The 23415-nt window shown below is 46.6% G+C and carries 23 protein-coding genes and 1 pseudogene; 13 read left to right on the top strand and 11 right to left on the bottom strand.

Features of this window, described 5'->3' with window-relative positions:
• Nucleotides 1–50 precede the first annotated feature (50 nt).
• Nucleotides 51–1448, top strand: a complete 1398-nt coding sequence (gene secD / locus QUA50_RS04030; RefSeq protein ID WP_333259866.1) for a protein translocase subunit SecD — start codon at nucleotides 51–53, stop codon at nucleotides 1446–1448.
• Here secD and QUA50_RS04025 read toward each other — a convergent pair.
• Nucleotides 1438–1575, bottom strand: a complete 138-nt coding sequence (locus QUA50_RS04025) for a hypothetical protein (RefSeq protein WP_333259869.1) — start codon at nucleotides 1573–1575, stop codon at nucleotides 1438–1440. The two genes, secD and QUA50_RS04025, sit on opposite strands and share 11 nt — an antisense overlap.
• Before the next feature lie 21 nt (nucleotides 1576–1596).
• Between QUA50_RS04025 and secF the strand changes: the two genes are divergently transcribed.
• Both secF and QUA50_RS04015 read left to right on the top strand, forming a co-directional pair.
• Nucleotides 1597–2565: a protein translocase subunit SecF gene (secF, locus tag QUA50_RS04020; RefSeq protein WP_333259872.1), complete on the top strand. Its 969-nt coding sequence runs from the start codon at nucleotides 1597–1599 to the stop codon at nucleotides 2563–2565.
• A gap of 219 nt (nucleotides 2566–2784) precedes the next feature.
• Nucleotides 2785–3165 (top strand): hypothetical protein, encoded by a 381-nt coding sequence (locus tag QUA50_RS04015; RefSeq protein WP_333259875.1) that lies wholly within the window; start codon nucleotides 2785–2787, stop codon nucleotides 3163–3165.
• Nucleotides 3166–3354: 189 nt separating this feature from the next.
• On the opposite strand, the gene QUA50_RS04010 is transcribed toward QUA50_RS04015, so the two are convergent.
• Nucleotides 3355–4839: an ATP-binding protein gene (locus QUA50_RS04010; RefSeq protein WP_333259878.1), complete on the bottom strand. Its 1485-nt coding sequence runs from the start codon at nucleotides 4837–4839 to the stop codon at nucleotides 3355–3357.
• A gap of 1429 nt (nucleotides 4840–6268) precedes the next feature.
• Between QUA50_RS04010 and QUA50_RS04005 the strand changes: the two genes are divergently transcribed.
• Both QUA50_RS04005 and QUA50_RS04000 read left to right on the top strand, forming a co-directional pair.
• On the top strand, nucleotides 6269–6667 hold the full coding sequence (locus tag QUA50_RS04005) for a DUF4342 domain-containing protein (RefSeq protein WP_333259880.1): 399 nt from the start codon (nucleotides 6269–6271) through the stop codon (nucleotides 6665–6667).
• Between the two features lie 478 nt (nucleotides 6668–7145).
• Nucleotides 7146–7346 (top strand): hypothetical protein, encoded by a 201-nt coding sequence (locus tag QUA50_RS04000; protein WP_333298497.1) that lies wholly within the window; start codon nucleotides 7146–7148, stop codon nucleotides 7344–7346.
• Between the two features lie 114 nt (nucleotides 7347–7460).
• Here QUA50_RS04000 and QUA50_RS03995 read toward each other — a convergent pair whose 3' ends face one another.
• Nucleotides 7461–8711, bottom strand: coding sequence for a class I SAM-dependent methyltransferase (locus QUA50_RS03995; RefSeq protein WP_333259883.1), 1251 nt, complete (start codon nucleotides 8709–8711; stop codon nucleotides 7461–7463).
• A gap of 836 nt (nucleotides 8712–9547) precedes the next feature.
• Between QUA50_RS03995 and QUA50_RS03990 the strand changes: the two genes are divergently transcribed.
• The 3 genes from QUA50_RS03990 to arr all read left to right on the top strand — a co-directional run bounded on the left by QUA50_RS03990 (nucleotide 9548) and on the right by arr (nucleotide 13064).
• On the top strand, nucleotides 9548–12322 hold the full coding sequence (locus QUA50_RS03990; protein WP_333259886.1) for a phycobilisome rod-core linker polypeptide: 2775 nt from the start codon (nucleotides 9548–9550) through the stop codon (nucleotides 12320–12322).
• Between the two features lie 81 nt (nucleotides 12323–12403).
• Nucleotides 12404–12598, top strand: coding sequence for a hypothetical protein (locus QUA50_RS03985; protein ID WP_333259889.1), 195 nt, complete (start codon nucleotides 12404–12406; stop codon nucleotides 12596–12598).
• A 31-nt stretch (nucleotides 12599–12629) separates the two neighbouring features.
• Complete coding sequence (gene arr, locus QUA50_RS03980) at nucleotides 12630–13064, top strand: NAD(+)--rifampin ADP-ribosyltransferase (RefSeq protein ID WP_333259892.1); 435 nt, start codon at nucleotides 12630–12632, stop codon at nucleotides 13062–13064.
• Here arr and QUA50_RS03975 read toward each other — a convergent pair.
• The 3 genes and pseudogenes from QUA50_RS03975 to QUA50_RS29200 form a co-directional block, all read right to left on the bottom strand.
• Nucleotides 13030–13416: a LysR substrate-binding domain-containing protein gene (locus QUA50_RS03975; protein ID WP_333299436.1), complete on the bottom strand. Its 387-nt coding sequence runs from the start codon at nucleotides 13414–13416 to the stop codon at nucleotides 13030–13032. The two genes, arr and QUA50_RS03975, sit on opposite strands and share 35 nt — an antisense overlap.
• 114 nt (nucleotides 13417–13530) lie before the next feature.
• Complete coding sequence (locus QUA50_RS03970; protein WP_333259898.1) at nucleotides 13531–13872, bottom strand: LysR family transcriptional regulator; 342 nt, start codon at nucleotides 13870–13872, stop codon at nucleotides 13531–13533.
• Between the two features lie 31 nt (nucleotides 13873–13903).
• Nucleotides 13904–13957, bottom strand: a pseudogene (locus tag QUA50_RS29200) (hypothetical protein); the annotation flags it as partial.
• A 256-nt stretch (nucleotides 13958–14213) separates the two neighbouring features.
• Between QUA50_RS29200 and QUA50_RS03965 the strand changes: the two are divergent.
• The 4 genes from QUA50_RS03965 (at nucleotide 14214) to QUA50_RS03950 (ending at nucleotide 18350) form a co-directional block, all read left to right on the top strand.
• On the top strand, nucleotides 14214–14894 hold the full coding sequence (locus tag QUA50_RS03965) for a type 1 glutamine amidotransferase domain-containing protein (protein WP_333259900.1): 681 nt from the start codon (nucleotides 14214–14216) through the stop codon (nucleotides 14892–14894).
• A 485-nt stretch (nucleotides 14895–15379) separates the two neighbouring features.
• Nucleotides 15380–16744, top strand: a complete 1365-nt coding sequence (locus QUA50_RS03960; RefSeq protein ID WP_333259903.1) for a P-loop NTPase fold protein — start codon at nucleotides 15380–15382, stop codon at nucleotides 16742–16744.
• Nucleotides 16745–16833: 89 nt separating this feature from the next.
• Nucleotides 16834–17811, top strand: coding sequence for a shikimate dehydrogenase (locus QUA50_RS03955; protein ID WP_333259905.1), 978 nt, complete (start codon nucleotides 16834–16836; stop codon nucleotides 17809–17811).
• Nucleotides 17812–17918: 107 nt separating this feature from the next.
• Nucleotides 17919–18350, top strand: coding sequence for a hypothetical protein (locus QUA50_RS03950; RefSeq protein WP_190657424.1), 432 nt, complete (start codon nucleotides 17919–17921; stop codon nucleotides 18348–18350).
• Between the two features lie 224 nt (nucleotides 18351–18574).
• Here QUA50_RS03950 and QUA50_RS03945 read toward each other — a convergent pair whose 3' ends face one another.
• The 4 genes from QUA50_RS03945 to QUA50_RS03930 all read right to left on the bottom strand — a co-directional run bounded on the left by QUA50_RS03945 (nucleotide 18575) and on the right by QUA50_RS03930 (nucleotide 20662).
• Entirely contained in the window at nucleotides 18575–18862 is a 288-nt protein-coding gene (locus QUA50_RS03945; protein ID WP_333054509.1) for a YggT family protein, read from the bottom strand.
• Between the two features lie 230 nt (nucleotides 18863–19092).
• The gene (locus tag QUA50_RS03940) at nucleotides 19093–19416 is read right to left on the bottom strand and encodes a hypothetical protein (protein WP_333259909.1); all 324 of its coding nucleotides are present in this window, start codon (nucleotides 19414–19416) and stop codon (nucleotides 19093–19095) included.
• 191 nt (nucleotides 19417–19607) lie between these two features.
• A complete protein-coding gene (locus tag QUA50_RS03935) occupies nucleotides 19608–20117 on the bottom strand; it encodes a YcxB family protein (RefSeq protein WP_333102768.1) in 510 nt (169 codons plus the stop codon).
• A gap of 176 nt (nucleotides 20118–20293) precedes the next feature.
• A complete protein-coding gene (locus QUA50_RS03930; RefSeq protein WP_333259912.1) occupies nucleotides 20294–20662 on the bottom strand; it encodes a YkgJ family cysteine cluster protein in 369 nt (122 codons plus the stop codon).
• A gap of 346 nt (nucleotides 20663–21008) precedes the next feature.
• Between QUA50_RS03930 and psb30 the strand changes: the two genes are divergently transcribed.
• Nucleotides 21009–21149, top strand: a complete 141-nt coding sequence (psb30, locus tag QUA50_RS03925; protein WP_333054512.1) for a photosystem II reaction center protein Ycf12/Psb30 — start codon at nucleotides 21009–21011, stop codon at nucleotides 21147–21149.
• A 121-nt stretch (nucleotides 21150–21270) separates the two neighbouring features.
• Here psb30 and recJ read toward each other — a convergent pair whose 3' ends face one another.
• On the bottom strand, nucleotides 21271–23376 hold the full coding sequence (gene recJ, locus QUA50_RS03920; protein ID WP_333259915.1) for a single-stranded-DNA-specific exonuclease RecJ: 2106 nt from the start codon (nucleotides 23374–23376) through the stop codon (nucleotides 21271–21273).
• Between the last annotated feature and the right edge of the window lie 39 nt (nucleotides 23377–23415).

Below are 23415 nucleotides of genomic sequence, written 5' to 3'. Positions count from 1 at the left end.
GACTAATGACTGATGACTAATGACTAATGACTAATGACTAATAATTAAATATGCAAAAACAACGTTCCCTATTAGCCCTAATTTTTGTTCTAATCATCGCCGCCATTACTGTAATAGTAACAATTCCGACGCGGCTGGGATTAGACTTGCAAGGAGGGTCGCAACTCACAATTCAAGTAAAAACTACCCCCACAATTCCCAAAATTGACCAGGGAATGTTAGAAGCAGTGCGGCGGATTGTCGAAAACCGCGTCAACGGTTTGGGTGTTTCCGAAGCATTAGTCCAAACAGTAGGAGAAGACCAAATTCTCGTGCAGTTGCCCGGAGTAAATGACCCGCAGCAAGCAGAACGAGTTTTGGGCGGTACGGCAAAGCTAGAATTTCTGGAACAACTGCCCGGAACAGAAGCACAATTGGGCATTGAAAGGCAGTTGCAGCAGGAATTGCTGGTCAAACAAGCAGAATTGAAAATTAGCCCGAATGAGGCAGCAATTAAAGAAAATCAGGCTGCTTTGAAAAGAAGCAATGAGGCGATCGCCAAACTCTTCAAAAGCAGCGGCCTCGGCGGCGAAAACCTCAAAGACGCTCAACCTCAGCCCTTGGCTTCTGGGAACAACTGGAACGTTGCTCTTGTTTTCGATACCAAAGGAGGCGAACTTTTTGCCCAACTCACTAAAAATTTAGCCGGCACCGGACGCAGTATCGGTATTTTCCTAGACGATAGAATGATCAGTTCTCCAGTCGTCGGCGTTGAATTTGCCCAAACAGGAATTACTGGTGGAAGTGCCGTGATTCAAGGCAACTTTACAACCCAAGAAGCCAACGATTTGGCAGTGCAATTGCGGGGCGGCGCTTTGCCCGTGCCGGTCGAAATTGTAGAAAACCGCACTGTCGGCGCTAGCTTGGGTAAAGACAGCATTCAAAGCAGTATTAACGCAGGTATCGGCGGCTTGATTTTAGTCTTGATTTTCATGGTGGCCTACTATCGACTCCCCGGCGTAATTGCCAATATTGCGCTGTTAATTTATGCTTTGTTAACTTGGGCAGCTTTCGTGCTTTTGGGAGTGACATTAACGCTGCCGGGAATTGCTGGTTTTGTGCTCAGCATCGGGATGGCCGTGGATGCTAACGTGCTAATTTTTGAGCGCACGCGGGAAGAGTTGCGGGCGGGGAAATCGCTTTATAGATCGGTAGAATCGGGTTTTTACCGCGCTTTTTCCAGCATTTTAGACGGTAACGTCACAACAGTTATTGCTTGTGCTGCTTTGTTCTGGTTGGGCGCTGGTTTAGTTAAAGGGTTTGCTGTAACTCTGGCATTGGGGGTGGGAGTGAGTATGTTTACCGCGCTAACTTGCAGCCGCACTCTGCTGTTCGTAGTATTGAGCTTTCCAGCCCTGCGGAAACCTCAGTTGTTCTGTCCCGATTTGTCGAAAACTGCTAATAGTTAACTGTTGACTGTTGACTGTTGGCAGTTGACAGTTGACAGTTGGCAGTTGGCAGTTGACAGTTAACTTCTTCCCTCTTCCTTCTTCCATCCGTTACATCCGTTACATCCGTTACAGAATCCGTTGCCAATCTTCCCTCTTCCTTCAAATTATGAAATTCAGTGTAATCAAATATCGATCGCTCTGGTGGAGTATTTCCGCCGCTATAATCCTCGCAGGTATAGTGTCGATGGCGATTTCTTGGACTCGTCCCGACATCCGCGCACCCCTGCGCCCCAGTTTGGACTTTATCGGCGGCACTCGGCTGCAATTTGAACTCGACTGCACGAAACCGGAAAATTGTAAACCGATCGATCTTGCTGCTGTCCGTGAAGTCCTGGACACCCAAGGTTTAGGGGGCAGCAGCATTCAAGTTATCGGCCAAGAACAGCGCGGTTTGTCCCTGCGAACAAAAACTTTGGATGTCGAACAGCGGACTAATTTGCAAACAGCTTTGAGCGAAAAGATAGGCGCTTTTTCTCCTCAATCTACTCAAATTGATACGGTTGGGCCTACCCTCGGCAAACAGTTGTTTACTTCGGGTTTGCTGGCTTTGTTGGTTTCTTTTGCGGGAATTACTGCTTATCTGACATTCCGATTTCAGTTGGATTATGCCTTTTTTGCTTTTGTGGCTGTGTTTCACGACGTGTTGGTCACGCTTGGTATTTTCTCGTTTTTGGGTTTAGTTCAAGGACTGGAAGTTGACAGTTTATTTGTGGTCGCGCTCTTGACACTTATCGGTTTTTCTGTTAACGATACTGTGGTAATTTACGATCGCGTGCGAGAAGTAATCAAGCTAAATCCGGGACAGTCGATAGATCAAATTGTCGATGATGCTGTCATGCAGACTCTGGGAAGGTCAATTAACACAACGTTTACCACCCTGCTGACATTGTTCGCAATCTTTTTGTTTGGCGGCGAAACCCTCAAATACTTTGCTTTAGCTTTGATTGTCGGTTTTATTGCTGGTTCGTATTCGAGTATTTTCGTTGCCAGTACGCTGCTAGCTTGGTGGCGCAGTCGCACCGGCCACTCCATCCCCGTCCCTGCAGAAGGAATCAACCAGTCAGAGGAAGTTTAATTGACTGTTAACGGTTAACTGTTAACGGTTAACTGTTGACTGACTAATAATAAATCATCAATAACTAATGACAAATGACAAATAATATCATGTCCAATCGAGCGATTAAAAGGGCGGGTTTTGGAGATTGGAGATTGTTGGCAGATATTTTTGGCTCACGGGCCTCTACCGTATTAGGGGTAATCGACCGGACATAATATAACAAATAACAAATCACAAATGACTACTGACCAAACTTTTGAAATTGAAGTCCAAAGGCTTCACAAACTAACAGTTTACGGCCGCTGGTTAACAGTGATATTTTTGTGGATTAGCGTCGGTTCTTTGAGCATTTGGGGTTTGCGCCGCGAAATCGCTTTGTGGTTAGAACACTTCACTTGGGTCGCAGTGCGCTATGGTTTATCTTTTCATCGCTGGCCCACTCTCGGTTTAGGTTTGTGCTTGGGGATGACTTTGGGAGTGCTAACTTGGCAAAGTCGCAATATGGTGCGAGGATTGCCCCTGCGGGAAAAACAGGGTTTGGAACAACAAGTTCGCCGCATTCGCCAACAGGGGCCGAGTCATCCTTTGTGGAAGTGGGTTTGCAAAGGTTCGCGGTAGCTGACGGGCTTTATTCTTTAGTCCTAGACGCACTCCAACCTAAGAAACCGGGTTTTTTACCGAATCTGCGCGCTGCAAGCAAATATGAGGGTGAAAAACCCGGTTTCTGACCACCTTTGAGTAGATGCTAATTATTTTAAATCCGTTAAATCCCGTACATTGCTCGTTGCCGAACTTCCTTCTGTTGTATCACGCAAAGCGAGGCAAAATCTGTGCTAGGGAAGACTGTTGAAGTGGAATTTCGATCGCAAATTCGGCTCCTTTTCCCGGTTCCGAAAAGCACTTCAATGCGCCGCCATGTTGGTTGACAACAATTTCATAGCTAATCGACAGTCCCAAACCCGTTCCTTGGCCGACTGGCTTAGTAGTAAAGAAAGGGTCAAACAACCGCTTCCGAATATCTTCTGTCATCCCCGGGCCGTTGTCAGAAATTTTAATTATTACCTTTTTTTTCTCAATTAACTCGGTGCGAATCAGAATCGTAGGAATCAGGCGGGTAGACTTAGAAACTGATGATTGAGTCTTTGTACTAGACTGATCTTTTTCGCCTAATTGCGACTTATTTGCGTTTTTTTTATCGACATTTTCGTATGTATTAGACTCAACCAGAGCGTAAACTGCATTAAGTAAAATATTCATAAATACCTGATTGAGTTGTCCGGGATAGCACTGCACCAGTGGCAAGTCGCTGTATTCTTTGTGAATTTCGATCGCCTCCTGCCCCGGTTTTCCTTTAAGCTGGCTTTGCAAAAGCATAATCGTATTGTTGATACCGTCGTGAATGTTGACTTGCTTCATTTCAGCTTCGTCTAATCTGCAAAAATTCCGCAGCGACAAAACGATGTCGCGCACTCTTTCTGCACCTTGCTGCATAGAATTTAAGACTCTGGGCAAGTCTTCTAGCAAATAATCGAGTTCTATTTTTTCCGCTTCCGCTGCAATTTCCGGTATGAATGCGGGACACTGCTGCCTGTAGATATCGAGCATCTGCATTAAAGCTTGCGTGTACTCTTTAGCGTGGTGCAAATTGCTGTAGATAAAGCCGATGGGATTGTTGATTTCGTGAGCTACTCCTGCTACTAACTGCCCCAAAGAAGACATTTTTTCTGTTTGAATTAGTTGAGTTTGAGTGCGCTGAAGTTCCAGCAGGGCCAGTTCGAGCTGTTGGGCTTGATGTCTCAATTGTGCTTGCGACTCGCGCATCGCCACGGTTGATAACTCGTGAATTTGCAACTGAGAAAGCAGCAGTTGGTGTACGTCTAAAAGTTTGTAAGTTTCCGGTTCTACTTGTACTACAATTGGTTCGTGGATTAGTTCGGGCGATCGCTCCAAAGACTGCCGCACTGCTGTCATAATTGAGGTTTCGCGATCGAGAACCAACATATCAGTTTTAGTAAAGCGGTAGAGTATGAACAAAGGCTGTTGAGAAAATAACTCCAAGCTGTAGGGGCGGCTCATGTGTTCAAAATAACGCCGCCGCGAAATCATCCCTATAAACTTTCCTTGCTGAGTGATGATGATGCCCGGAACTAAAGGGTTTGCTTGAAAAATTTTAGCAACTTCGTCTCCCGGACACTCAGATTCTAGGAGAAAGTCGTACAGGGTTAATTCCTGTAGAGTCGATCGCAAACCAAGCGACGATTTTAGGGGACTCAACCCGTCAGTTTCATACACTGCTCCCTCCTTTGGTAATTGGCAGTTGTGGTTTGCTGCTGGAGTATTGCCTACTATTTAGAAGGCTTTTTCAACTCTTTTTATAGCTTAGTCATCAACTTTCCTCTGCTCCCTCGAACCCAGTTAATTCAGCAGGATTTTTTTCCTTAAATCGTGCTGGTGTCACCAGAAATGATATTGCAGGTTAGATTGATTTAACAGCAGACACCCCTTTGAAACCTGACTATGTATTGAATTTTATATATCCAAGATTTTACTAATCCGAATATAACAGTCATAACTATTTTTAATGTTTGATGACATTAAATTGGTTCAGATGGATAGACATCTGCGACCTGTGGCAGTACATTTCGTATTGCCCCTTGCGTAAAATTATATTACAATAAGACAAGAATAGCGACAAATCAGCAGCCGATCGCCCGATTTGAAAATTCAGGCAAAACAGGTTTCCGGCAATTGCCAAGAAATGTCAATTGTCAGTTTTTTTGCACAAATGCCGATCGCACTCAACCCGAAGATTGTATTGTAGGTAGTCTCAGAGCCAAGGACAGCCGATGGCGAGCAATTTGTCAAGTTCGGCAGCTTATACTTTAGCCGCATCGAGACTCCAAAGCTTCACCAACGAAATTTTTCCCGGCAGATGCTAAAGTTGTGCGATCGCAGCTAAAACTCACATTCGACACATCCGCTTGATGTGCCTTAAAATTTTCCAGAAAAGTACCATCGGGTTCCCAACTTGAGATTCAAACTTTGTCGCTGGCAAATCGGACACGGAGAATCAAGAGGAAGCAGAAGCAAATAATTCTATTTTACCTTTCCGTTTCCCCAAATTCAACTTCAATGTGAACAAGTTGGTTTAGTTGCGGTAATATTTCGATCATTATTACTTCTCCTCCCCCTTGATTTTAGGCAATTCTCATTAGAAACTCTAAGATGTTGATTTGAGGAACCTCGGGGGGTCGGGTTTGATGTGGCGATCGCACTGAGCTAAATTGAAATAACATTTGAGGAAAGTAAGCGACGGTTTTCATGTGCGGTTTCCCGAACGAGAGGTGGTAATTGTATACACGGCGGGACGATCGTACTTTCAGTACAATGTCAGTATTTCAACCTGTACACCTGTTGAGCCTGAGTCTCTGAGAGTGTGGAAGTCGCTCTCATCCTTTCGTTGTCTGGATTGGACGCTTTTCAAGGATTAGGCGGTGCGAGGGCCAGAAGCAGACAGTTAACCAAACGGCACAAGTGAAGTCGGCTGCTAACGCCCACTGAGGAAGGATTTTAGGCTCTCACCGTCAAAGATCAATAGAGAAAAGCACCATAGCACCCGCAGCAATATCACCCAAAAGAATGATTGATAGAAAAAAAGTGGCGTGTTATATTTCAATATAATTCTATACAAAAATACTTTTACCTAAAAGGAGAACAAAAAATGGACACACCTACAGATCGCGAACAAGAACCTGTCGGGACAAGAGAACTCGAATCAATACCTGTATCTGAAAAAGTTTCGGCCCAAAAAGTTGCTGAGGTTAATTTTGAAACGACTCCTCTAGAAACTCCTGCTTATACTCAGGAAAAAGTTAGCGTCGAGGAGGTAAAAATTAACGGCGACGATTTGGTTGCTAAAGTTAAAGAACTGATTCACGAAGGAAATATCCGCCGAATCATTATCAAAAATGAAGAGGGACGGATCTTAGTAGAAGTTCCTTTGACAGTGGGAGTAGTCGGCGGAGTCATCGGTGCGGCGTTGTTTCCAGTCATTGCAGCAGTAGGAGCGATAGGTGCATTAGTAGCTCACCTGACTATCATCATTGAAAGAACAGAATAAAAAAATTCGTAAGGATTCAGGTCAAAAAAACTTCGGTGACAAAAGTTGGTAAAATAAACCAATGAAAAAGCCCGCAGCAACCAGAAAGCAGAAAAAAACCGAAATAGAGCAGTTGAGCCAAGCTGAACTTTTAGAAATGGTACGGGGGCTGCAAAAAATCATTGAATAATTGCAAGAAAAACTAGGGATTGCTACGGGCAAAAATCCAACCACCCGTCAGACTTGCTTCACTACGTTCGCAATGACAGGAAATTCTAGTACGTGCATCCAGGATTAACTGGTTCCCAGGCTCCAGCCTGGGAACTGAGGAATGAGCAATAACTTCCACAAACTTGTGGAAGTTATTTAATTCTCATTCCTTAGTCCAAACCGAGAGTTAAGCAACGTTTGCACGCGCCCGATTCAGAGACATGGATTAGGGCGTACTGCAATAGAAGCAGAGGCAGAAATTAATCGCTTAAAACAGCTTTTTCCTCTGTTGTTGGATACCGAAGCAATTTATCAAGAATGGGAGCGACTGGCGATCGCAAATAAGGTTGTAGGTGTTAAGGTTCATGATGCGCGGCTAGTTGCTGCTATGCTAGTTCATGGTTTAACCCATATCCTAACTTTTAACATTGCTGATTTCGCTCGTTATTCACAAATTACGGCTGTTAATCCTCCAACTGTAAAACCTTGATTAATTGGGAATTTAACAGAAATTATACTCCGAGCAAAGAACAGGCTTTCCGGCCTGTTCCACAAAAAGCTAATTTGATTGTGGGGAGTAGGAGTTAAGCCGGAGAGCCCGCCCTTAGATTTTACCGGGTGTTAGCAAAATTAGCTGTTTTGACAAGATCGATCGCACTTCATCCAATCCCATCTCCACATTCCCCAAAATCTCCCCAACAGTCTTCTCTCCTTTACCTTGCCCAGGCGAGGTTCCCTCTTTCTCCCCCCCTTGATAAGGGGGGGCTGGGGGGGGTGCACAACCTTGCAAAAACTCAAATTCAGCACTTGACAAATTGAGCAATTGGTAATTGCAATCAAACACTTGTTGACTAGGCCAACCGTGCATACAACCACTCAACTCTGGAATTGCCGCCAAAAGTGTCTTATCGTCCGACCAATCAATCTTATTAACAGGCTTTTTGCCCAAGAAAAACTCATAATGAGTGATTTCCGTATCCAACAATTCAATTAATCGATAAAGCTCCCGTTCCGTCAAACCCTGAGCTCTTTCTATCAATTCCGGCGCTTTGCCCAAAAGTCTTTCTAACTGCCAATATCCCGGATTTGAGAAACCGAGAAATTCCAATCCCGAAGCGTCAATTAACTCGAACAAAGTCTCGATATTGTAGTCAATTTCCTGCGGGTGAACGTACATATCAGCAAAACATTCGTCCCGCTGATTTTCTCCGGCCCAACGCTGTTTTTCGTACTTGACAAGACGGTTGTTTTCTGGTAAAGAAGCAAAGATTTGACGACCGACTTTCACACCATCGGGATAGTCACCTTTTTGCGGGCCTTGGAGAAGGGCGATCGCCCTTTGGATCAGTTGAATTTCCCAGCGTCCGAGCTCAGCATACACAAAAATGTGCATCAAACCGCCCGCCGCCAACTTCGCCGCCAGCGCTTGAATGCCCCGGATCGGATCGGGTAAGTGGTGCAGCACGCCCACGCAGTTGATTAAATCAAACTCGCCCTCTAACTCGGCGGCATCGTACAGGCTGAGGTGGCGAAAATCAGCTTCGCGCGCTCCCGATCGCCGACAGCGTTCTTGTGCTACTTTCAAAGCACCCGCACTCAGGTCGATCGCCGTAACCGTTGCTTCAGGATTGAGGTGAATCAGATAATCGGTGCTTGAACCAGTGCCGCAGCCAGCATCTAAAATCCGAATATCCAGTTTTGGCGGCTTTTGCCCGGTGCAAAAATTGTAAGCATCAGGCCAACTCCAGCGCCAGTTGTACCCAGGCGGCGGTTCATCTGACAAAGGATCGGGCGGGAAAGGGAAAGTATCGTAAAGCCGCCGCACGGCAGCGCTGATATCAGGGGTAGTATCCATAGGTGAGGTAATAGTGCGTAAGTTTTGAGATTGCCACGAGTTCCGACAGAGCGGCGCGATCGCGGTGCACTCCTATTGCTTCGTTGGAGTCAATCTAAAATCTAAAATCTAAAATCTAAAATCGACTGACAGCTTCTGCGTAATAAAACTTATCATTTTTTCTCATATACGCTCTCTTAAATCTATACAATAAATCTCGACAGGCTTTTTAACAAACAAGGACTGTCCATAACCCACCGCTGACCTTTCGGGTAAAGCGGAGGCGTCTTTAAGCAGAAAGTTGAACGCCCAAAAACAGGCAGAAGAAAATTTTTGATTTTCTTTTCCCTTAATTGACGGCACTGGCTGCAATCGCCCAAAGGCAACTCTCCTGCCGAGTCTTTTTTTCCACGGGTGTACGGGCGGAGCGCAGCGGAGGGAGTACCCCGTGCCTGCCTTCTGACCGGAGATTTCCCGGCAGGCAGAAAGATGAAACCAAAACATTTTAATCTAAGAAAGTAAGCGCGCCCGAACCTCGTGACAGGTAAAGGCAAAAAGTAAACAAAGCAAAAATAGCTACTTTGACCTTTTACCGAGAAATAGGGTTGAAAGCCCCGTCCTTCTAGGACGGCTTCGGGAAAGACTGGCAAACAAATACCGTGGGGCGCACGGAAATTTAAGCTTGAGGAGTGAGTTGTAAGACTCAAGAATGCTTCGTAAGACCAGAGGGAACTAATGGCAGAATCAGCCCAAGAATCACCGCACGTTCGATCGGGCGGTGAGCGTCAACTGCATGAGAAGGCAGGGTTAGTCTGGGTAAATGCTACAACGATTTAGATAGGGAGCGAAAGAGTCTAATGACTGTAAAAGCAAGTGGTGGAAGCTCGGTTGCGCGTCCGCAACTATATCAAACTGTACCGGTCGCAACAATTTCGCAAGCAGAACAGCAAGACCGCTTTCTACAGCGGGGCGAACTCAGCGAACTGGCAAGTTATTTCAGTTCCGGGGCTCTTCGGATCGATATCTCTGCGACGCTGACCCAAAACTCGGAACTGATAGTATCCCGCGCAGCTAACCGGATTTTTACCGGCGGTTCCCCGCTGGCATTTTTGGAAAGACCGCAAGAACCTGCGATGGCTGTAGCAGGGGCGGCTCGCGGCGGGTCGGCGAATGTCTCTGAAGGCATGAAACTGGGAAATGTCACCTACGTAGAAAGCCGCGCAGGCGGTGGCAACGGCGGTGGCGGCGGCGGATTCTTGGGGCTGGGAAATCTGTTTTCTGGCAACGGTGGCGGCTACAGCGGCCCAATCCCCGCAGGATTTGGGCCGATCAATGTCTCGCGCTACGGCCCGGGCAACATGACCAAATCTCTGCGGGATTTGAGCTGGTTTTTGCGCTACATCACCTACGCAATTGTCGCTGGCGACCCGAACATTATTTCGGTGAACGTGCGCGGATTGCGGGAAATCATCGAAAATGCTTGCTCTTCGGCGGCCACAATTGTGGCAATGCAGGAAATGAAGGCAGCATCTTTGGGCTATTTCAGAAACAATGCAGAGGCTAGTGCCATCGTCGGACAGTATTTCGACGTAGCAATTACCGAATTCAAAGCTCCCACACCTTCAGACAAGGTGCGGCAGCGCGAAAGCAACGACCAGCAAGGCTTGCAACTGCCTCAAATTTACTTCAACGCAGCCGAGCGGCGATCGAAATTCGTCATGAAAACCGGTCTGTCTTCGGCCGAAAAGCTAGAAGTAATCAAAGCAGCTTACCGCCAAGTATTCGAGCGCGACATTAGCCGCGCATACAGCCAAAGCATTTCTGACTTGGAATCCAAGGTCAAAAATGGCGAAATCTCGATGAAAGAGTTTATTCGCCGCCTTGGTAAATCTCCTCTGTACCGCCAGCAATTCTACGAGCCGTTTGTCAACAGCCGTGCTGTAGAATTGGCCGCCCGTCACTTCCTCGGCCGCGGTTTGAGCTCGCGGGAGGAATTTAGCAAGTATTTTGCGATCGTCAGCAAAGGCGGCCTGCCAGCCCTCGTAGACGCGATGGTTTATTCCCAGGAGTATTCCGATTACTTCGGCGAAGAAACAGTGCCTTACCTGCGCGGTTTGGGCCAAGAAGCTCAGGAGTGTCGCAACTGGGGCCCGCAAATTGATTTGTTCAATTTCAGCGCTCCGTTCCGCAAGGTTCCTCAGTTCATCACCTTGTTTGCTGGCTACAACCAGCCTCTGCCAGACCAGCACGTTTACGGTGTTGGCAACGATCCGTTAGAAATTCAGTTCGGCGCGATTTTCCCGAAAGAAACTCGCAACCCCAAGAGCCGTCCAGCTCCCTTCGGCAAAGACACTCGCCGTATCCTGATCCGTCAAGGTGCGGGGATTGACAATCAGTTGAGCAATCCGGCGGCTCGCGGTGCTGCTCCTGGTTCTCTGGGCCCCAAGGTCTTTAAATTAGACCAGTTACCGAGCAACTATGTTGCTTCCAAGAAAACTGCCCGCGGTGTCTCCAGCAGCTACAGCAATTCTTCCAGTGTCAAATATACCGAAAGTTCCACCCAAGCGGTGATTCGGGCTGCTTACCTGCAAGTGTTTGGTCGCGATGTGTTCGACGGCCAGCGCCAAAAGGTGGCGGAAATTAAGCTGGAAAACGGCGACATTCCGATGCGCGAATTTATTCGGATGTTGGCGAAGTCTGATGTGTTCCGCAATATGTACTGGAGCAAGCTCTACGTTTGTAAGGCGATCGAGTACATTCACCGCCGACTCCTGGGACGCCCTACCTACGGCCGCCAGGAAATGAACGCTTACTTTGACATTTGCGCCAAGAAGGGTTTCTACGCGCTGGTCGATAGCATCATCGACAGCATGGAGTACAACGAAGCTTTTGGGGAAGATACAGTTCCCTACGAGCGCTATGTGACTCCCGGTGGTTTGTCGATGCGGACGATGCGATCGGGTTCCGTCGCTGAGCAAAATCTCCAAGCTCAGACGCCCGAAACTCCTCGGTTTATCGAACTGGGTGTAGCAGGCGATCGGGGCGATTTAGAGTTGCAAACTCGGATTGCTCAAGGTGTCAGCAAGCGACGCGAACAAACTAAGGTGTTCAAGCTGACGAATACTTCGGACAAAGTAGCTTTGAAAACTTTAATTCAAGCTGCTTACCGTCAAATTTTTGAACGCGATTTAAACCCCTACGTTGTGAAGAATGAATTCACGGCGCTAGAAAGCAAACTTGGCAACAATGAAATCAATCTCAAGGAGTTCATTGAAGGTTTAGGTTGTTCCTCGCTGTACGTCAAACAGTTCTATGCACCTTATCCAAATACTAAGGTGATTGAGTTGGGCACAAAGCATTTCTTGGGCCGCGCTCCTCGCAATCAGGCGGAGATTCGGACATACAACCAAATCTTGGCAAGTAAAGGGATTAAGGGCTTTATCAACGCGATGTTGAACAGCGTTGAATATGCTGAGGCTTTTGGCGAGGATGTTGTTCCTTACCGCCGCTTCCCGACTCTACCGGCTGCTAATTTCCCGAATACTGAAAGACTGTACAACCAGTTGACTAAGCAGAACGGTGAAATTGTGGTTCCGAGTTTTGAGCCAGTAGCTGCGATCGACAGAAGCTAACAACAAACTGCAAGAAAGTTGATTTTGTAGGTTGACAAAAATCCCTCGCTATGGTAATGCTGTAGCGGGGGATTTTTGGTGATGTTACCTTTAACACCTGAAGATGTCTGGATGAAAAAGGCTCACCGCTTTGATCCATCCCTAGCTTCCTTTGGTGGTGATGAAAAGGCCGATCGGGAGTGGCTAGCTACTGAGTCGGAGGAAGCCCAGGCTGAATCGAAATCGGCAACGGAGTGGCTCAAGACTCAAGAAAAACAGCCGGCTGAGGTGTATTAAAAGAAAAGACATTCACAAAAATATAACGACAATGATAACAAACAGAAGTGAGGACAAGTCAATAGACCTAAGTTCACAAAGGTTCTATCATGGCACTAAGGCAAATCTGAAGCAGGGAGACCTGATTGAACCGGGCTTTAATTCAAACTACGGTAAGAGGAAGAAGGCATCCTATGTCTATCTAACCGCCACCTTGGATGCTGCTATTTGGGGAGCTGAACTTGCCTTGGGCGAAGGGCCAGACAGAATTTATATAGTAGAGCCGACTGGTTCGATCGAAGATGACCCCAATTTGACGGACAAGAAGTTCCCTGGAAACCCAACAAAGTCATACCGTTCTCGGAATCCGCTACGGGTCTCTGGTGAGGTTACAGAGTGGCAGGGACACACCCCTGAACAGCTCAAAGCTATGAAGGAGCATCTTGAGCGACTTAAGCAACTTGGTATTGAGGCAATCGAGGATTGAGCAAATATGTGAAAATAAAGCCGCAATTTAATTTTCCCCGTGAGGGGATTAAAACTTTATAGACTTTTTGAAATTTGCCAAATTCTAACATCGGTTTGATTTTTGGTAACTGTCTTTCCGATTTCCGAAAAGCCAGCCAGATGCGATTGGTAACAGCCTGGGCAGGTTTGAGGAAAAGTGTCAAGCGATTTTCTTTTACCGAATTTGCACACAAGTAGTCGGGAAAAACGCTAAAGCTAAATCCCGATGCAACCGCTTGTCTAATTGCTCTAAAATCGGGAATAATTAGTTTAGGATGAACGTCGATTCTTCGGCCAAACACCACGCGCCCAAATCGGCGGGCGATCGGCAATTATTCGCTGCAAGCAATACCCGGTTGGGTTAGAAGCCATTGAGCGAGTGGATTTACATCATCTCGTCCGACGCCTTGAGCAATAGGAATTACAATATTTGGTAGTCCAACGATTCAGAAATTTACCTCAAATAGCAGTTGACATTCAATATCGGATAAAGTAAGTTTTTGAGTGGCAATTACAATGTCTAGCTTTCCGGCTTTGAGTTGTTGGACTAACTCTGCTGTTAACCCAAATTGTACGGTGTAAAAAGTGCGATCGTCCTGCGGTAGTCGATCGAGAATTCCTTCTGTAACAAATTCTTCCGGCGTACCGATTCTAAGGGTTTGCGGAGTTTGGGCTGTTGAGTTTTTGTGGGGAAGCGATGCAAGTTTCTCGATCGCACCAGCAATTTGAGTATACAGTATTTGTCCCGCTTCCGTGGGAACCATCCGCCTCGGAGTCCTTTGAAACAAGGGATTTGCCCAAATCTGACTCTAGGGCTGCGACGTGTTGGCTAACAGCCGGTGGCGTAAGGTGGAGGACTTGGGTGGCCCCGATACGGTTCCGATGCGGTAAACCTTAATAAAGCTGCGATAACATTGAAAGTTAATCATATAGCAGAACGAAGCAGGAACAAGGAATCAGGGAAAGCAATTCCCCGCAATGGTTTCAGGAATCAAGAACGCGGTAAAAACCTTAGCGGTTGCTATAAATATATTTATATTTACCCGAAAGTTTGATAATTTGTATTCTAGATAAATTCGGTCTAGGATGAAAACAACAGGCACAAAGACATCCGCAAAAGGAATAGATTATGACTAGCCAAAAAGTTCTGATTGTTTTAACCAGCCACGATACACTGGGCGACACTGGTAAAGAAACGGGTTTTTATCTCGCAGAGGTGACGCATCCCTTGGACGCATTTACTCAGGCCGGATTAGCCGTAGATTTTGTCAGTCCAAAAGGCGGCAAAGCTCCAATGGTTGGAGTTGATTTAGAAGACCCACTAAATAAGGCTTTTTTAGACGATTCCGAGCAGGTTTTTCGAGTTGAAAATACGCTCAATCCCGCACAAATTGATTCCGCAGAATACAGCGCTATTTTCTATGCTGGCGGGCACGGGACAATGTGGGATTTTGCGGATAACCAAGAACTCGCTGAGATTGCTGCAGCTATTTACGAAGCAGGTGGCGTTGTGGGTGCTGTCTGTCACGGGCCGGCCGGGTTAGTCAATATTAAGTTATCTGATGGCGAATATTTGGTTGCTAACAAGACTGTGGCTGCTTTTACTAATGAAGAGGAAGCTGCGGTGGGACTGACTGGAATAGTGCCGTTTTTGCTGGAGTCGAAATTAATTGAACGCGGGGCTAATTTTACCAAAGTTCCTAATTTTCAGGCTCATGTTGTTGCCAGCGACAGGCTAGTCACAGGCCAAAACCCCGCTTCTGCAGCAGGTGTAGGTCACAAAATGGTAGAATTGATCGAAAATAAGTAAATCCAACAAAATATCGCACAGAGAAACCCAGTTGCTTAAAAAACACCTTCGCGCGTAAGTCAAAATGCTCTAAAAAAGTAGGTTGGGTTGAGGCATTCGTACCCAACCTATTCTGAAAATAGCGAAGGTATGATTTAAAAAATCTGGTTTCGGGATACCTAATTGCTACCTGTTTTTGTTTGTTCGGTTAACCGTACTCAAATAGCCGCTTTTATTCGAGAACATTACTGCTAAATTTTCGTCTGCGATGTCGATGAAGTCGCGGTCGCTGTACGAAGATAAGTTACTTAGTTATGGGTTTTAGTGAAGTGGATTTATTCCCAGCAGGCAAAAATTAAGTATAATTTTGGAGTGCTGGTTTAGGGAGGTATCGAGATATTGAAGGCGCCATAAAACATCAGAATAGGTAGAGAATGTGTGCTGATTATTACCATATCTAAACGAATAAGCTGTTAGGGCATAATGTAGTTGTGAGCGAACAGGGTATGGAACTAAATTTACAGAAATTTTATAGCGCGTGCAATCCCAGCTACACCCTGGCAGTAGCAAATCAACAAGACCGACAATACTATATCGATTTCTCTTCAGTGCGGGGCGGCACGATCGTAGAACAATTGGAGCGCACCATCAGCCGTCTGTCCCCGGATGCACCTACCTGTCAATTATTCACCGGTCACATCGGCTCTGGTAAATCAACTGAATTGCTGCGGCTGCAAGCTCAATTGCAGCAACAAGGATTTCATGTTGTTTATTTTGAGTCGAGTAAAGACTTAGACATGGCAGATGTAGATATCACTGATATTTTGTTGAGCGTTGCTCGTCAGGTGAGCGAAAGTATCGAGAAAATGAAAATCAAGCTGCAACCGACGGGTTTTAAAGCTTTGCTCAAAGGGGTTGCTGATGTTTTTCAAACTCAAATAGACTTGAGTGCTGAAGCTAATATCCCTGGTTTTGGGGAAATAAATGCCAGCACGGAGGGAGAATTTTCTCTGGCGTTGGGAATTGGCAAAATTACTGCTAAGGCGAAAGATGCTCCGAATCTGCGATCGGAGTTGAGGCAATATTTGGAGCCGCGAACTAACGTAATTTTAGATGCGCTCAATAAGGAGTTGCTGGAACCGGCTAACCAAGAACTCAAACGTCAAGGGAAACAAGGACTTGTAGTAATTATCGACAATCTCGATCGCATACACCTGTGCGCGAAACCGACGGGGCGGCTGCAGCCGGAATACCTGTTTGTCGATCGCGGCGAACAGTTGGCAAGACTAAATTGCCACGTCGTGTATACAATTCCTTTGGTGCTGATTTTCTCTAACGATTTGGGCCAGTTGACCAATCGCTTTGGGGTAGATCCGAAGGTTTTGCCGATGGTGCCGGTGCAGTTGAGCGACGGTTCTGAGTGTTCTGAGGGTGTGGAATTGCTGCGGCAGATGGTTCTGGCGCGAGCCTTTCCAACGGTGCATCCTTCACAGCGCTATGCTTTGGTGGGCAAAGTTTTCGACTCTGCGGAAACTCTCGATCGTCTGTGTCGAGTCAGCGGCGGTCATGTCCGCAATTTGCTGCAACTACTGTATGGCTGTCTGCAGAAACAAGACCCTCCTCTGTCGCGGGAAACTTTGGAAAATGTGATCGTCCAGCGCCGCCACCAGCTTACTTTGGCGATCGAACCTGATGAGTGGCAATTGCTGCGCCAAGTATCCGCTACCAAAACTGTGAGTGGGGAAACTAAATACCAAATCTTGCTGCGTAGTCTTTGGGTGTTTGAATACCGTTACGGCGAAGATTATTGGTTTGATGTCAATCCGATTTTGGCTGACGCCAAAGAGTTTCGGGAAACAGTTGAGAGTTGAGAGTTGACAGTTGACAGTTGATGGTTGAGAGTTGATGGTTGAGAGTTATCTCCGCCGAATCATAAACAGTCAACAGTCAACTAACAAAAATGATTAAAGGCACGACTAAACTGTTAGGAGTAATTGGTCATCCCGTCGAACATTCTTTGTCGCCGGCGATGCACAATGCTGCTATTTCCCACTTGGGAGTCGATTTTGTTTACCTGCCGTTTCCGGTAAAACCAGGGGATTTAAAAGCTGCTATTGCAGGATTTGCGGCGATCGGCGTTCGGGGATTTAGCATCACGATTCCCCACAAACAAGCAATCTTACCGCTGTTGTCAGAAGTTTCCCCGATCGCCCTAGCGATCGGCGCAGTCAATACCGTATACCTGACTGACAAAGGTTGGTGCGGCACAAATACTGACGTTGAAGGCTTTCTCGCGCCGCTGCACACCCCCCCAACCCCCCCTTACCAAGGGGGGGCTAAAGACGCGACCTCTCCCTTAGAAACGGCCAATACGGCTGTTGAATCCTGTCCCCCCCCTTACCAAGGGGGGGCTAGGGGGGGTTCCGATTGGAGTCAGAAAGTAGCGGTAATTTTGGGGAATGGCGGGGCGGCGAGGGCTGTTGTGGCTGGATGCGTTCAATTGGGATGTGCAGAGATTCACGTTGTCGGCCGCAGCGAACAAAATTTAGGGGAATTTCAGCAGAGTTGGGTCAATTCTCCGATGCCCGTGCAGAATTTGCAGGTTCATACTTGGAATAATTTGTCAAGCTTAATCTCGCAGGCAGATTTGCTGGTGAACACGACGCCTGTGGGGATGTATCCGCAGGGGGAAAAGTCGCCGGTTGCGGCTGGTGAGATCGATCGAATTTCAGCAGGTGCGATCGTCTATGATTTAATTTACACCCCTAATCCTACCCAGTTTCTCAAAGATGCGAAACTTCGGGGAGCGCGAGCTATTGACGGACTCCCCATGCTAGTTCAACAAGGAGCAGCGGCCTTAAAAATTTGGCTGGATCGAGAATCCGTCCCAGTCGATGTGATGCGCCAAGCCTTACGTCAGCATTTAGGTCTAGATTAATGCCATTTCTTCAAAAAGTAGCTGTAGTTTTCAGAATTCCTATAAGCAGGAATTTGAGGCGCAATTCGCGCTAAGCTGAGAATTAAAATATACTTGCCCCGCCATTTATGAAATTTCGAGCTATCAGCCTTTTTTTTGCTACTTGCCTAATCGGAATTTTTAGTTTGGTATTCACTCCACCTGCTTGGGCTCTGACGCAGATTAAACTTTCAGACCTTTCTTATCGCGAATGTCCGGCAGAAATGGGAGAAGGAACAGTCACCAGCGGCAGTTCTATGGAAGCTACCTGCTTTTTGATTACTGGGAAAGCTGAAAATAGCACCGGCAAACCAGTGGTCAATGCCGATATTTTCGGCCGCATTTATGATGCTGACGACAATCCGGTGATGCAAAACCGGACTCGCTTGGGTTCTATAGAAGAAGTTCCTCCCGGAGTTAGCGATTTTCAGCTCAGAATTTCCGTTGCAGCCAATCAACGAACACCTTTGAAACTCAAGCAATTTAAAGCTACAGGTTTTACGGGCGTGGTGCGCCGCTAACGAAACTCTTGGAGATTTTGGGTTGGCTGCCGGTGAAATTGCGATGCAGTTTTCGATTTTCGATTGTTGAGCGGCCGGCAATTTCTCATTTCTAATTTACGATAAACTCCCCAGCTTTTCAACCGGGGAGTTAATCTAAAAATGTCAAATCTAAAATTTAGTTGCCGGCAGCTATGTCGGCCAAAAAATTTACGCTCGATGCTGAAAAACTTAAGCTTTTCCAACTACAAAGATGTTTGCAGGCTGGTCAAAAGACCGATCAAAAATTCCGATCCGAACTGAAGTACAAAAAAAGCAATCAGTGGTGAAAAGTCAATCCCTCCCAAGGGGGGGATAATCGAGCGGAATAGATTGAGGTAAGGATCTGTTAACTGACTCAAAATTGAAAACGGGGGGTCGTACCAATTGATGTTAGGGAACCAGCTTAACAGCACCCGAATAATCATCAGGGCTACATAGATTTGCAGAAATGTGGACAGCGTGGTTGCCAAAAGGCCTAGGGAATAACTCATATATTCTCGTTGAAGTTTGAGTAAAGTTTACAGACACTTTAACTTAAAGTTTAGCATAGCTGGGGGAGAGGGGGAGCATGAGGCTGTTTACGGGCGGGCTAGAAGAGTAACGGCCCACAATAAAATTCACTCTTGGCTTCACAGGCCCGAAAGGCCTGTAAAGCGAGAATGGTGCAAGATGTCAGTAGCGCGCATCGATCGGCCAGACTAATCTAAAATTTTAAAGGGATTCAGGAGTCTTGGGCGATCGAACCCTCGCTGTTGTGCTGCTGCGCGTTGCCGTTTACGTCGCCCAGTTGCAGCCGCACGTCATCTATTGCCTGATTGAGTTGGGCAATTTTATCTTCTAAACTCAGCCTTGCTACTTCCATCCCTTCGGCTTCGAGTTGGCTGGCTTTCCTCTGGCGGATCTTTCTTGTCTTTGCTTCTGAAGGTTCACTCAGCAAAGCTTCAGCAGCGCGCCGCGACAGCACCGCGCCCAAAACTGCACCCACCAAGCCGCCAACTGCGGCTCCGGCAATAAATCCCCCCGTAAAACCCTCTCGATTGCTCATGGCTCAACTCAACTGCGCTATATTTCCTTGATTTTTCTATTCTAACGAGACGAGGGGGCAGATTTTGCAACCATACAGCCGCTCCGATTCTAGATTTTAACCAAACCCGCACCTTGTATCTTAAAAGATTCAGTCGATTTAACTCTTTAACTCAGCCTTCACAAACTTTTGTTGGCATAATTGCCTCTCAACTAACGCTTGGGACTACCAAGATTAGCTTCAAGGTAAGAAAGAAAAGTTTTGAAATCTTCCTCTGATGCAAAAAAACGACGCGGAAACATATGAAATAACGCTTGAGAATGATACAGAAGAATTAGGTCTTTGCCAACTTTGTACTTGTGAAAATCAGACAAACGCATCCTCATAGTTCCATTTTCAGAGGTGCTTTCAATCATTTCGGGAGAGATCGCGGTTTGATATTCAACATGAAGTGTCTTCTGTTGTGCAAATATTCGACGCACCTTCCAAGGAATAACAGCAAATAGAATAAACGCATACAACAAACCCAAAAGGAATATAGGAGCAAAAGCACTAAAAGTAGTAGTCAAGGAGACTGATGAAGGCGCTGAAGCAACCAAAACAACTAAGCACAAACTCAACAAAGTAATGCCAAGATACTTTAACCAGGGGCTTGGTTGCATATGCAAATACTGTGCTTTAATGTAGTCTTCCGGTTTTAACTTACATTGTAAAGTAATCATTAGTTTAATTTTCCCTGATTGAGGATTTGGTAGTCTATCCAGAAGTTATACTCCTATCTTTGAAAGAAACAGAGCCATAAGTTTGTTTTACAGATGATTAGTCAGTTCCCCCAAACAATTTGTAAAATCCGCCCCTACAAGATTTGTGTTTCGCGCCTGCTTGTTTGATGACTCGATCAGTTGCCAGGATGAGCCAGAATGCCGACTTCTTGCCTGAAACGGATCATTTCCAAGGATCGATCGCCATAAAGGTCTTCTATGTGTTCCAAGCAGCACTCGATCGCGAAATCGTTCAATTCAGTCGGCTCAACGCCGTACATATCCTGAAATACTTCTGAGTCTACCCGACAAAAGCGCGGTCGATCGGCATAAATTCCGCATTCTCGCGTCTCTCTGTCAAAATTGATACACCAACCGTCATCTCCGACTAAGCTCAAATAGAGCGATAATTCGTCGTTTGATAAATACTCGTCTAAGTCTGGGCGCTCTGTTGGGTCGAGGTAACAACAAGCACCGCACTGCTTTACGCAACGCCAAGTAGCCATAGTTTGATTTTAGATTTTAGATTTTAGATTTTAGATTTTAGATTCGGAGCATTATGTGGAAAATGCCAAACTTTAGGAGATTGGGGCCCTTCAAGTATATCAATTGCCAGCGCCGGAGGCCCAGAGCCCGAAAGGGCGGTTCGATTTTAGATTGGAGATTTTAGATTGGGGAGACTTTCCGGGAAGGGGCATCAAGTCCCTTCCTGTGACTGAGAGGTCGATCGTAGTTTACATTTTGTTGAATTTTGTAAAGTTCCTTAAAAAATATGGTCGATCGCCCGGTAAAATCAGAAGCGGATTTTCTAATTCAACAATCTAGAGTTAATCACTACAGTCAGGAGGACACATGGACTTTATAACCGATCTTTTCAGTGGTATGGGTGGTGTAGACTACCAACTCATTGTTCAGGTAGCTTTACTCGCAGCCGTCGTGCTTTCTGGCCCGATCGTGATTTTTCTCTTGGCAGCTAAAGGCGGCGACCTGTAATTATAGCACGCTAGGCGGCGATCGAGAGTTGGGAGTTTTGAGTTGTAAATTATGCAAAATTCACAACGCTCGATCGCCAAATTTCCCAGCAGCACGAGCTTTCCGCTCAAATACCGAGTTATCAAATACCCAGGGCGTGTTTAGCAGTTTGAATCAAATTCTCAAAAAAAGGTAGAGATACATCGACTTCTCTAGCATCTTTGCGGGAGTTACCTAACAAACCGATGTTTTGTCCGGGTGCAACAGCCAAAACTTGCCCTTGAGAGTTGCGAATTCTCAATTCCTCGATCGATCCAGCGGGAGACAGACTGCAAGAATAAGTGCGATCGCAATAATCAAACTCAACTTTTCCGAACCTCGGCGGCCTGGAAGTAGCAGCATTTGCCGGTAGCCGAACGCCCAACAATTCTAACTCAACCGATGTCTTGCCATTAAAACTATTTTCCCGCAATCGGTAAGCAAGATCGACCCGCCGAGGCAAAGGAAAATATTCGCCCCAACGCCAAGCAATCGCCTTCACACTAGCCGATACATTTCCATCTTGAGTTGCAGTTAATTTAACGTGACCTCCTTTACCAACAATTTTCTGTTCAGTTATGCAAACATTAGGCGTCCAAAATACAGGAGCCTTATTTTCAATCCCGCAAGGTTCCAGAGCATCAATTTGTCGGTAAAGGTCAAGATTAATCTCAGCCAAATCTGCTCGCACGTCAACTGAAACCAGGGGTTTTAAGTGTTCCGGCTGCAAACATTGATTGGCAAAAATTGACAGTTGATTGCGGAATTGGTCGAGATTCTGGGCCGGCATAGAAAAACCGCCCGCCGCTTTGTGTCCGCCAAATTTAGTTAATAAATCCGCGCAAAAATTCAGCCCGTCAAATACATTAAACTCAGGAATTCCCCTCGCCGAACCCCGGACAATTTTAGCGGGCAAACCGGAGGGCGGGCACGGGGGCACCGCCCCTACAGCCTCATCCTCAAAAGTACCGATAAACACAGGCACGCCGTAGCGTTCCACCAACCGAGAAGCTACAATCCCGATCACCCCGTGGTGCCAACCCGGTTGCACCACAACTAAAACTCGTTCTTGCTGCAAGTCTATCGCCCTTTCCTCACACCAAGCAATTGCTTCCTGCTCAATTTCCTGGCACAACTCCTGCCTGCGCTGATTGATTTGTTCGCACTGCATCGCGTTTTTGAGAGCCAATTCGCGATCGTCCGTAGTCAGCAACTCTATCACAATTTGAGGGTCAGCCAGCCGCCCCACAGCATTAATCCGGGGCCCCAGCCTAAAACCAATATCTTCAGGCTTTAACGTATTGCTAGCTTGGCTTTTTGAATTCAGAAGAGGTAAACTTTCCGCACTTCCAGGCTGCACTCCCGCCACCTGAATCAAAGCCTGAATACCCGCCAATTGCGAGTGAGGCAACAGCCGCAAACCCCGCTTCACCCAGCGCCGGTTAACTCCAGTCAAAGGTGCTAAATCCGCAATAGTTCCCAACGTGAATAACTCCAGCAGGGGATTTACCAACCCCCCAACTTTCTGCATATCAATCGCCAAAGTAATCGCCAAAACATAAGCAACGCCTACGCCAGCCAAACCGCGATAAGGAGAAGATTCTGCGATTAATTTCGGGTTGAGAATAGCATCAGCAGGCGGCAGTTTTGGCGGCAAGTCGTGGTGGTCTGTAATAATAACTTTGACACCGAGTTCTCGCGCTCTAGCAACCGGGCCGTAAGCTGCAATTCCGTTGTCAACCGTGAGAATGAGAGCGACACCTTCCGAGTGAAATTCTTCTACAATGCGATCGTTAATCCCGTAACCTTCTCGCATCCGGCTGGGAATAGCATAATCCACATTCGCCCCCAGAGTCCTCAGAGATCGCAGCAACAAAGCCGTGCTCGTCATCCCGTCAGCATCGTAGTCGCCGCAAATCGCAATTTTTTGCCCTCCCGAAATCGCCTCCCGCAACAATTTGACACTCGCAGCCAAATCGGGAAACTCATCGGTTGGCGCGGGCAAAACCAGAGATTCCGGTTCGATAAACCCTTGCACTTCTTTAACGGAATCTATGCCGCGGTTAATCAGCACCTGTGCCAGCAAGGGCGACAAACCGATTTCAGCGGCAAACTGTTCGGCTTGCTGTGGTTGAGGCGAATAAATTTGCCACCGTTGGTTTGGCAATCGGTGAAAATGCGGGGGCACAGATGTCGGTCGCTCTTGCACGGAAGCTGAGGTTTAAAGATACATGATTAATCTTACCGA

This window comes from Microcoleus sp. M2_D5, assembly GCF_036701935.1.
GTDB lineage: Bacteria > Cyanobacteriota > Cyanobacteriia > Cyanobacteriales > Microcoleaceae > Microcoleus.
The sequence above is the reverse complement of the archived record's forward strand: the minus strand, read 5'-3'. Positions and strand labels throughout refer to the sequence as shown.

Coding starts and splice junctions, on each gene's coding strand:
- secD (WP_333259866.1), top strand. CDS start 51: ATGCAAAAACAACGTTCCCTATTAGCCCTAATTTTTGTTCTAATCATC.
- secF (WP_333259872.1), top strand. CDS start 1,597: ATGAAATTCAGTGTAATCAAATATCGATCGCTCTGGTGGAGTATTTCC.
- QUA50_RS04015 (WP_333259875.1), top strand. CDS start 2,785: ATGACTACTGACCAAACTTTTGAAATTGAAGTCCAAAGGCTTCACAAA.
- QUA50_RS04005 (WP_333259880.1), top strand. CDS start 6,269: ATGGACACACCTACAGATCGCGAACAAGAACCTGTCGGGACAAGAGAA.
- QUA50_RS03995 (WP_333259883.1), bottom strand. CDS start 8,711: ATGGATACTACCCCTGATATCAGCGCTGCCGTGCGGCGGCTTTACGAT.
- QUA50_RS03990 (WP_333259886.1), top strand. CDS start 9,548: ATGACTGTAAAAGCAAGTGGTGGAAGCTCGGTTGCGCGTCCGCAACTA.
- QUA50_RS03985 (WP_333259889.1), top strand. CDS start 12,404: ATGTTACCTTTAACACCTGAAGATGTCTGGATGAAAAAGGCTCACCGC.
- arr (WP_333259892.1), top strand. CDS start 12,630: ATGATAACAAACAGAAGTGAGGACAAGTCAATAGACCTAAGTTCACAA.
- QUA50_RS03965 (WP_333259900.1), top strand. CDS start 14,214: ATGACTAGCCAAAAAGTTCTGATTGTTTTAACCAGCCACGATACACTG.
- QUA50_RS03960 (WP_333259903.1), top strand. CDS start 15,380: ATGGAACTAAATTTACAGAAATTTTATAGCGCGTGCAATCCCAGCTAC.
- QUA50_RS03955 (WP_333259905.1), top strand. CDS start 16,834: ATGATTAAAGGCACGACTAAACTGTTAGGAGTAATTGGTCATCCCGTC.
- QUA50_RS03950 (WP_190657424.1), top strand. CDS start 17,919: ATGAAATTTCGAGCTATCAGCCTTTTTTTTGCTACTTGCCTAATCGGA.
- QUA50_RS03945 (WP_333054509.1), bottom strand. CDS start 18,862: ATGAGTTATTCCCTAGGCCTTTTGGCAACCACGCTGTCCACATTTCTG.
- QUA50_RS03940 (WP_333259909.1), bottom strand. CDS start 19,416: ATGAGCAATCGAGAGGGTTTTACGGGGGGATTTATTGCCGGAGCCGCA.
- QUA50_RS03935 (WP_333102768.1), bottom strand. CDS start 20,117: ATGATTACTTTACAATGTAAGTTAAAACCGGAAGACTACATTAAAGCA.
- QUA50_RS03930 (WP_333259912.1), bottom strand. CDS start 20,662: ATGGCTACTTGGCGTTGCGTAAAGCAGTGCGGTGCTTGTTGTTACCTC.
- psb30 (WP_333054512.1), top strand. CDS start 21,009: ATGGACTTTATAACCGATCTTTTCAGTGGTATGGGTGGTGTAGACTAC.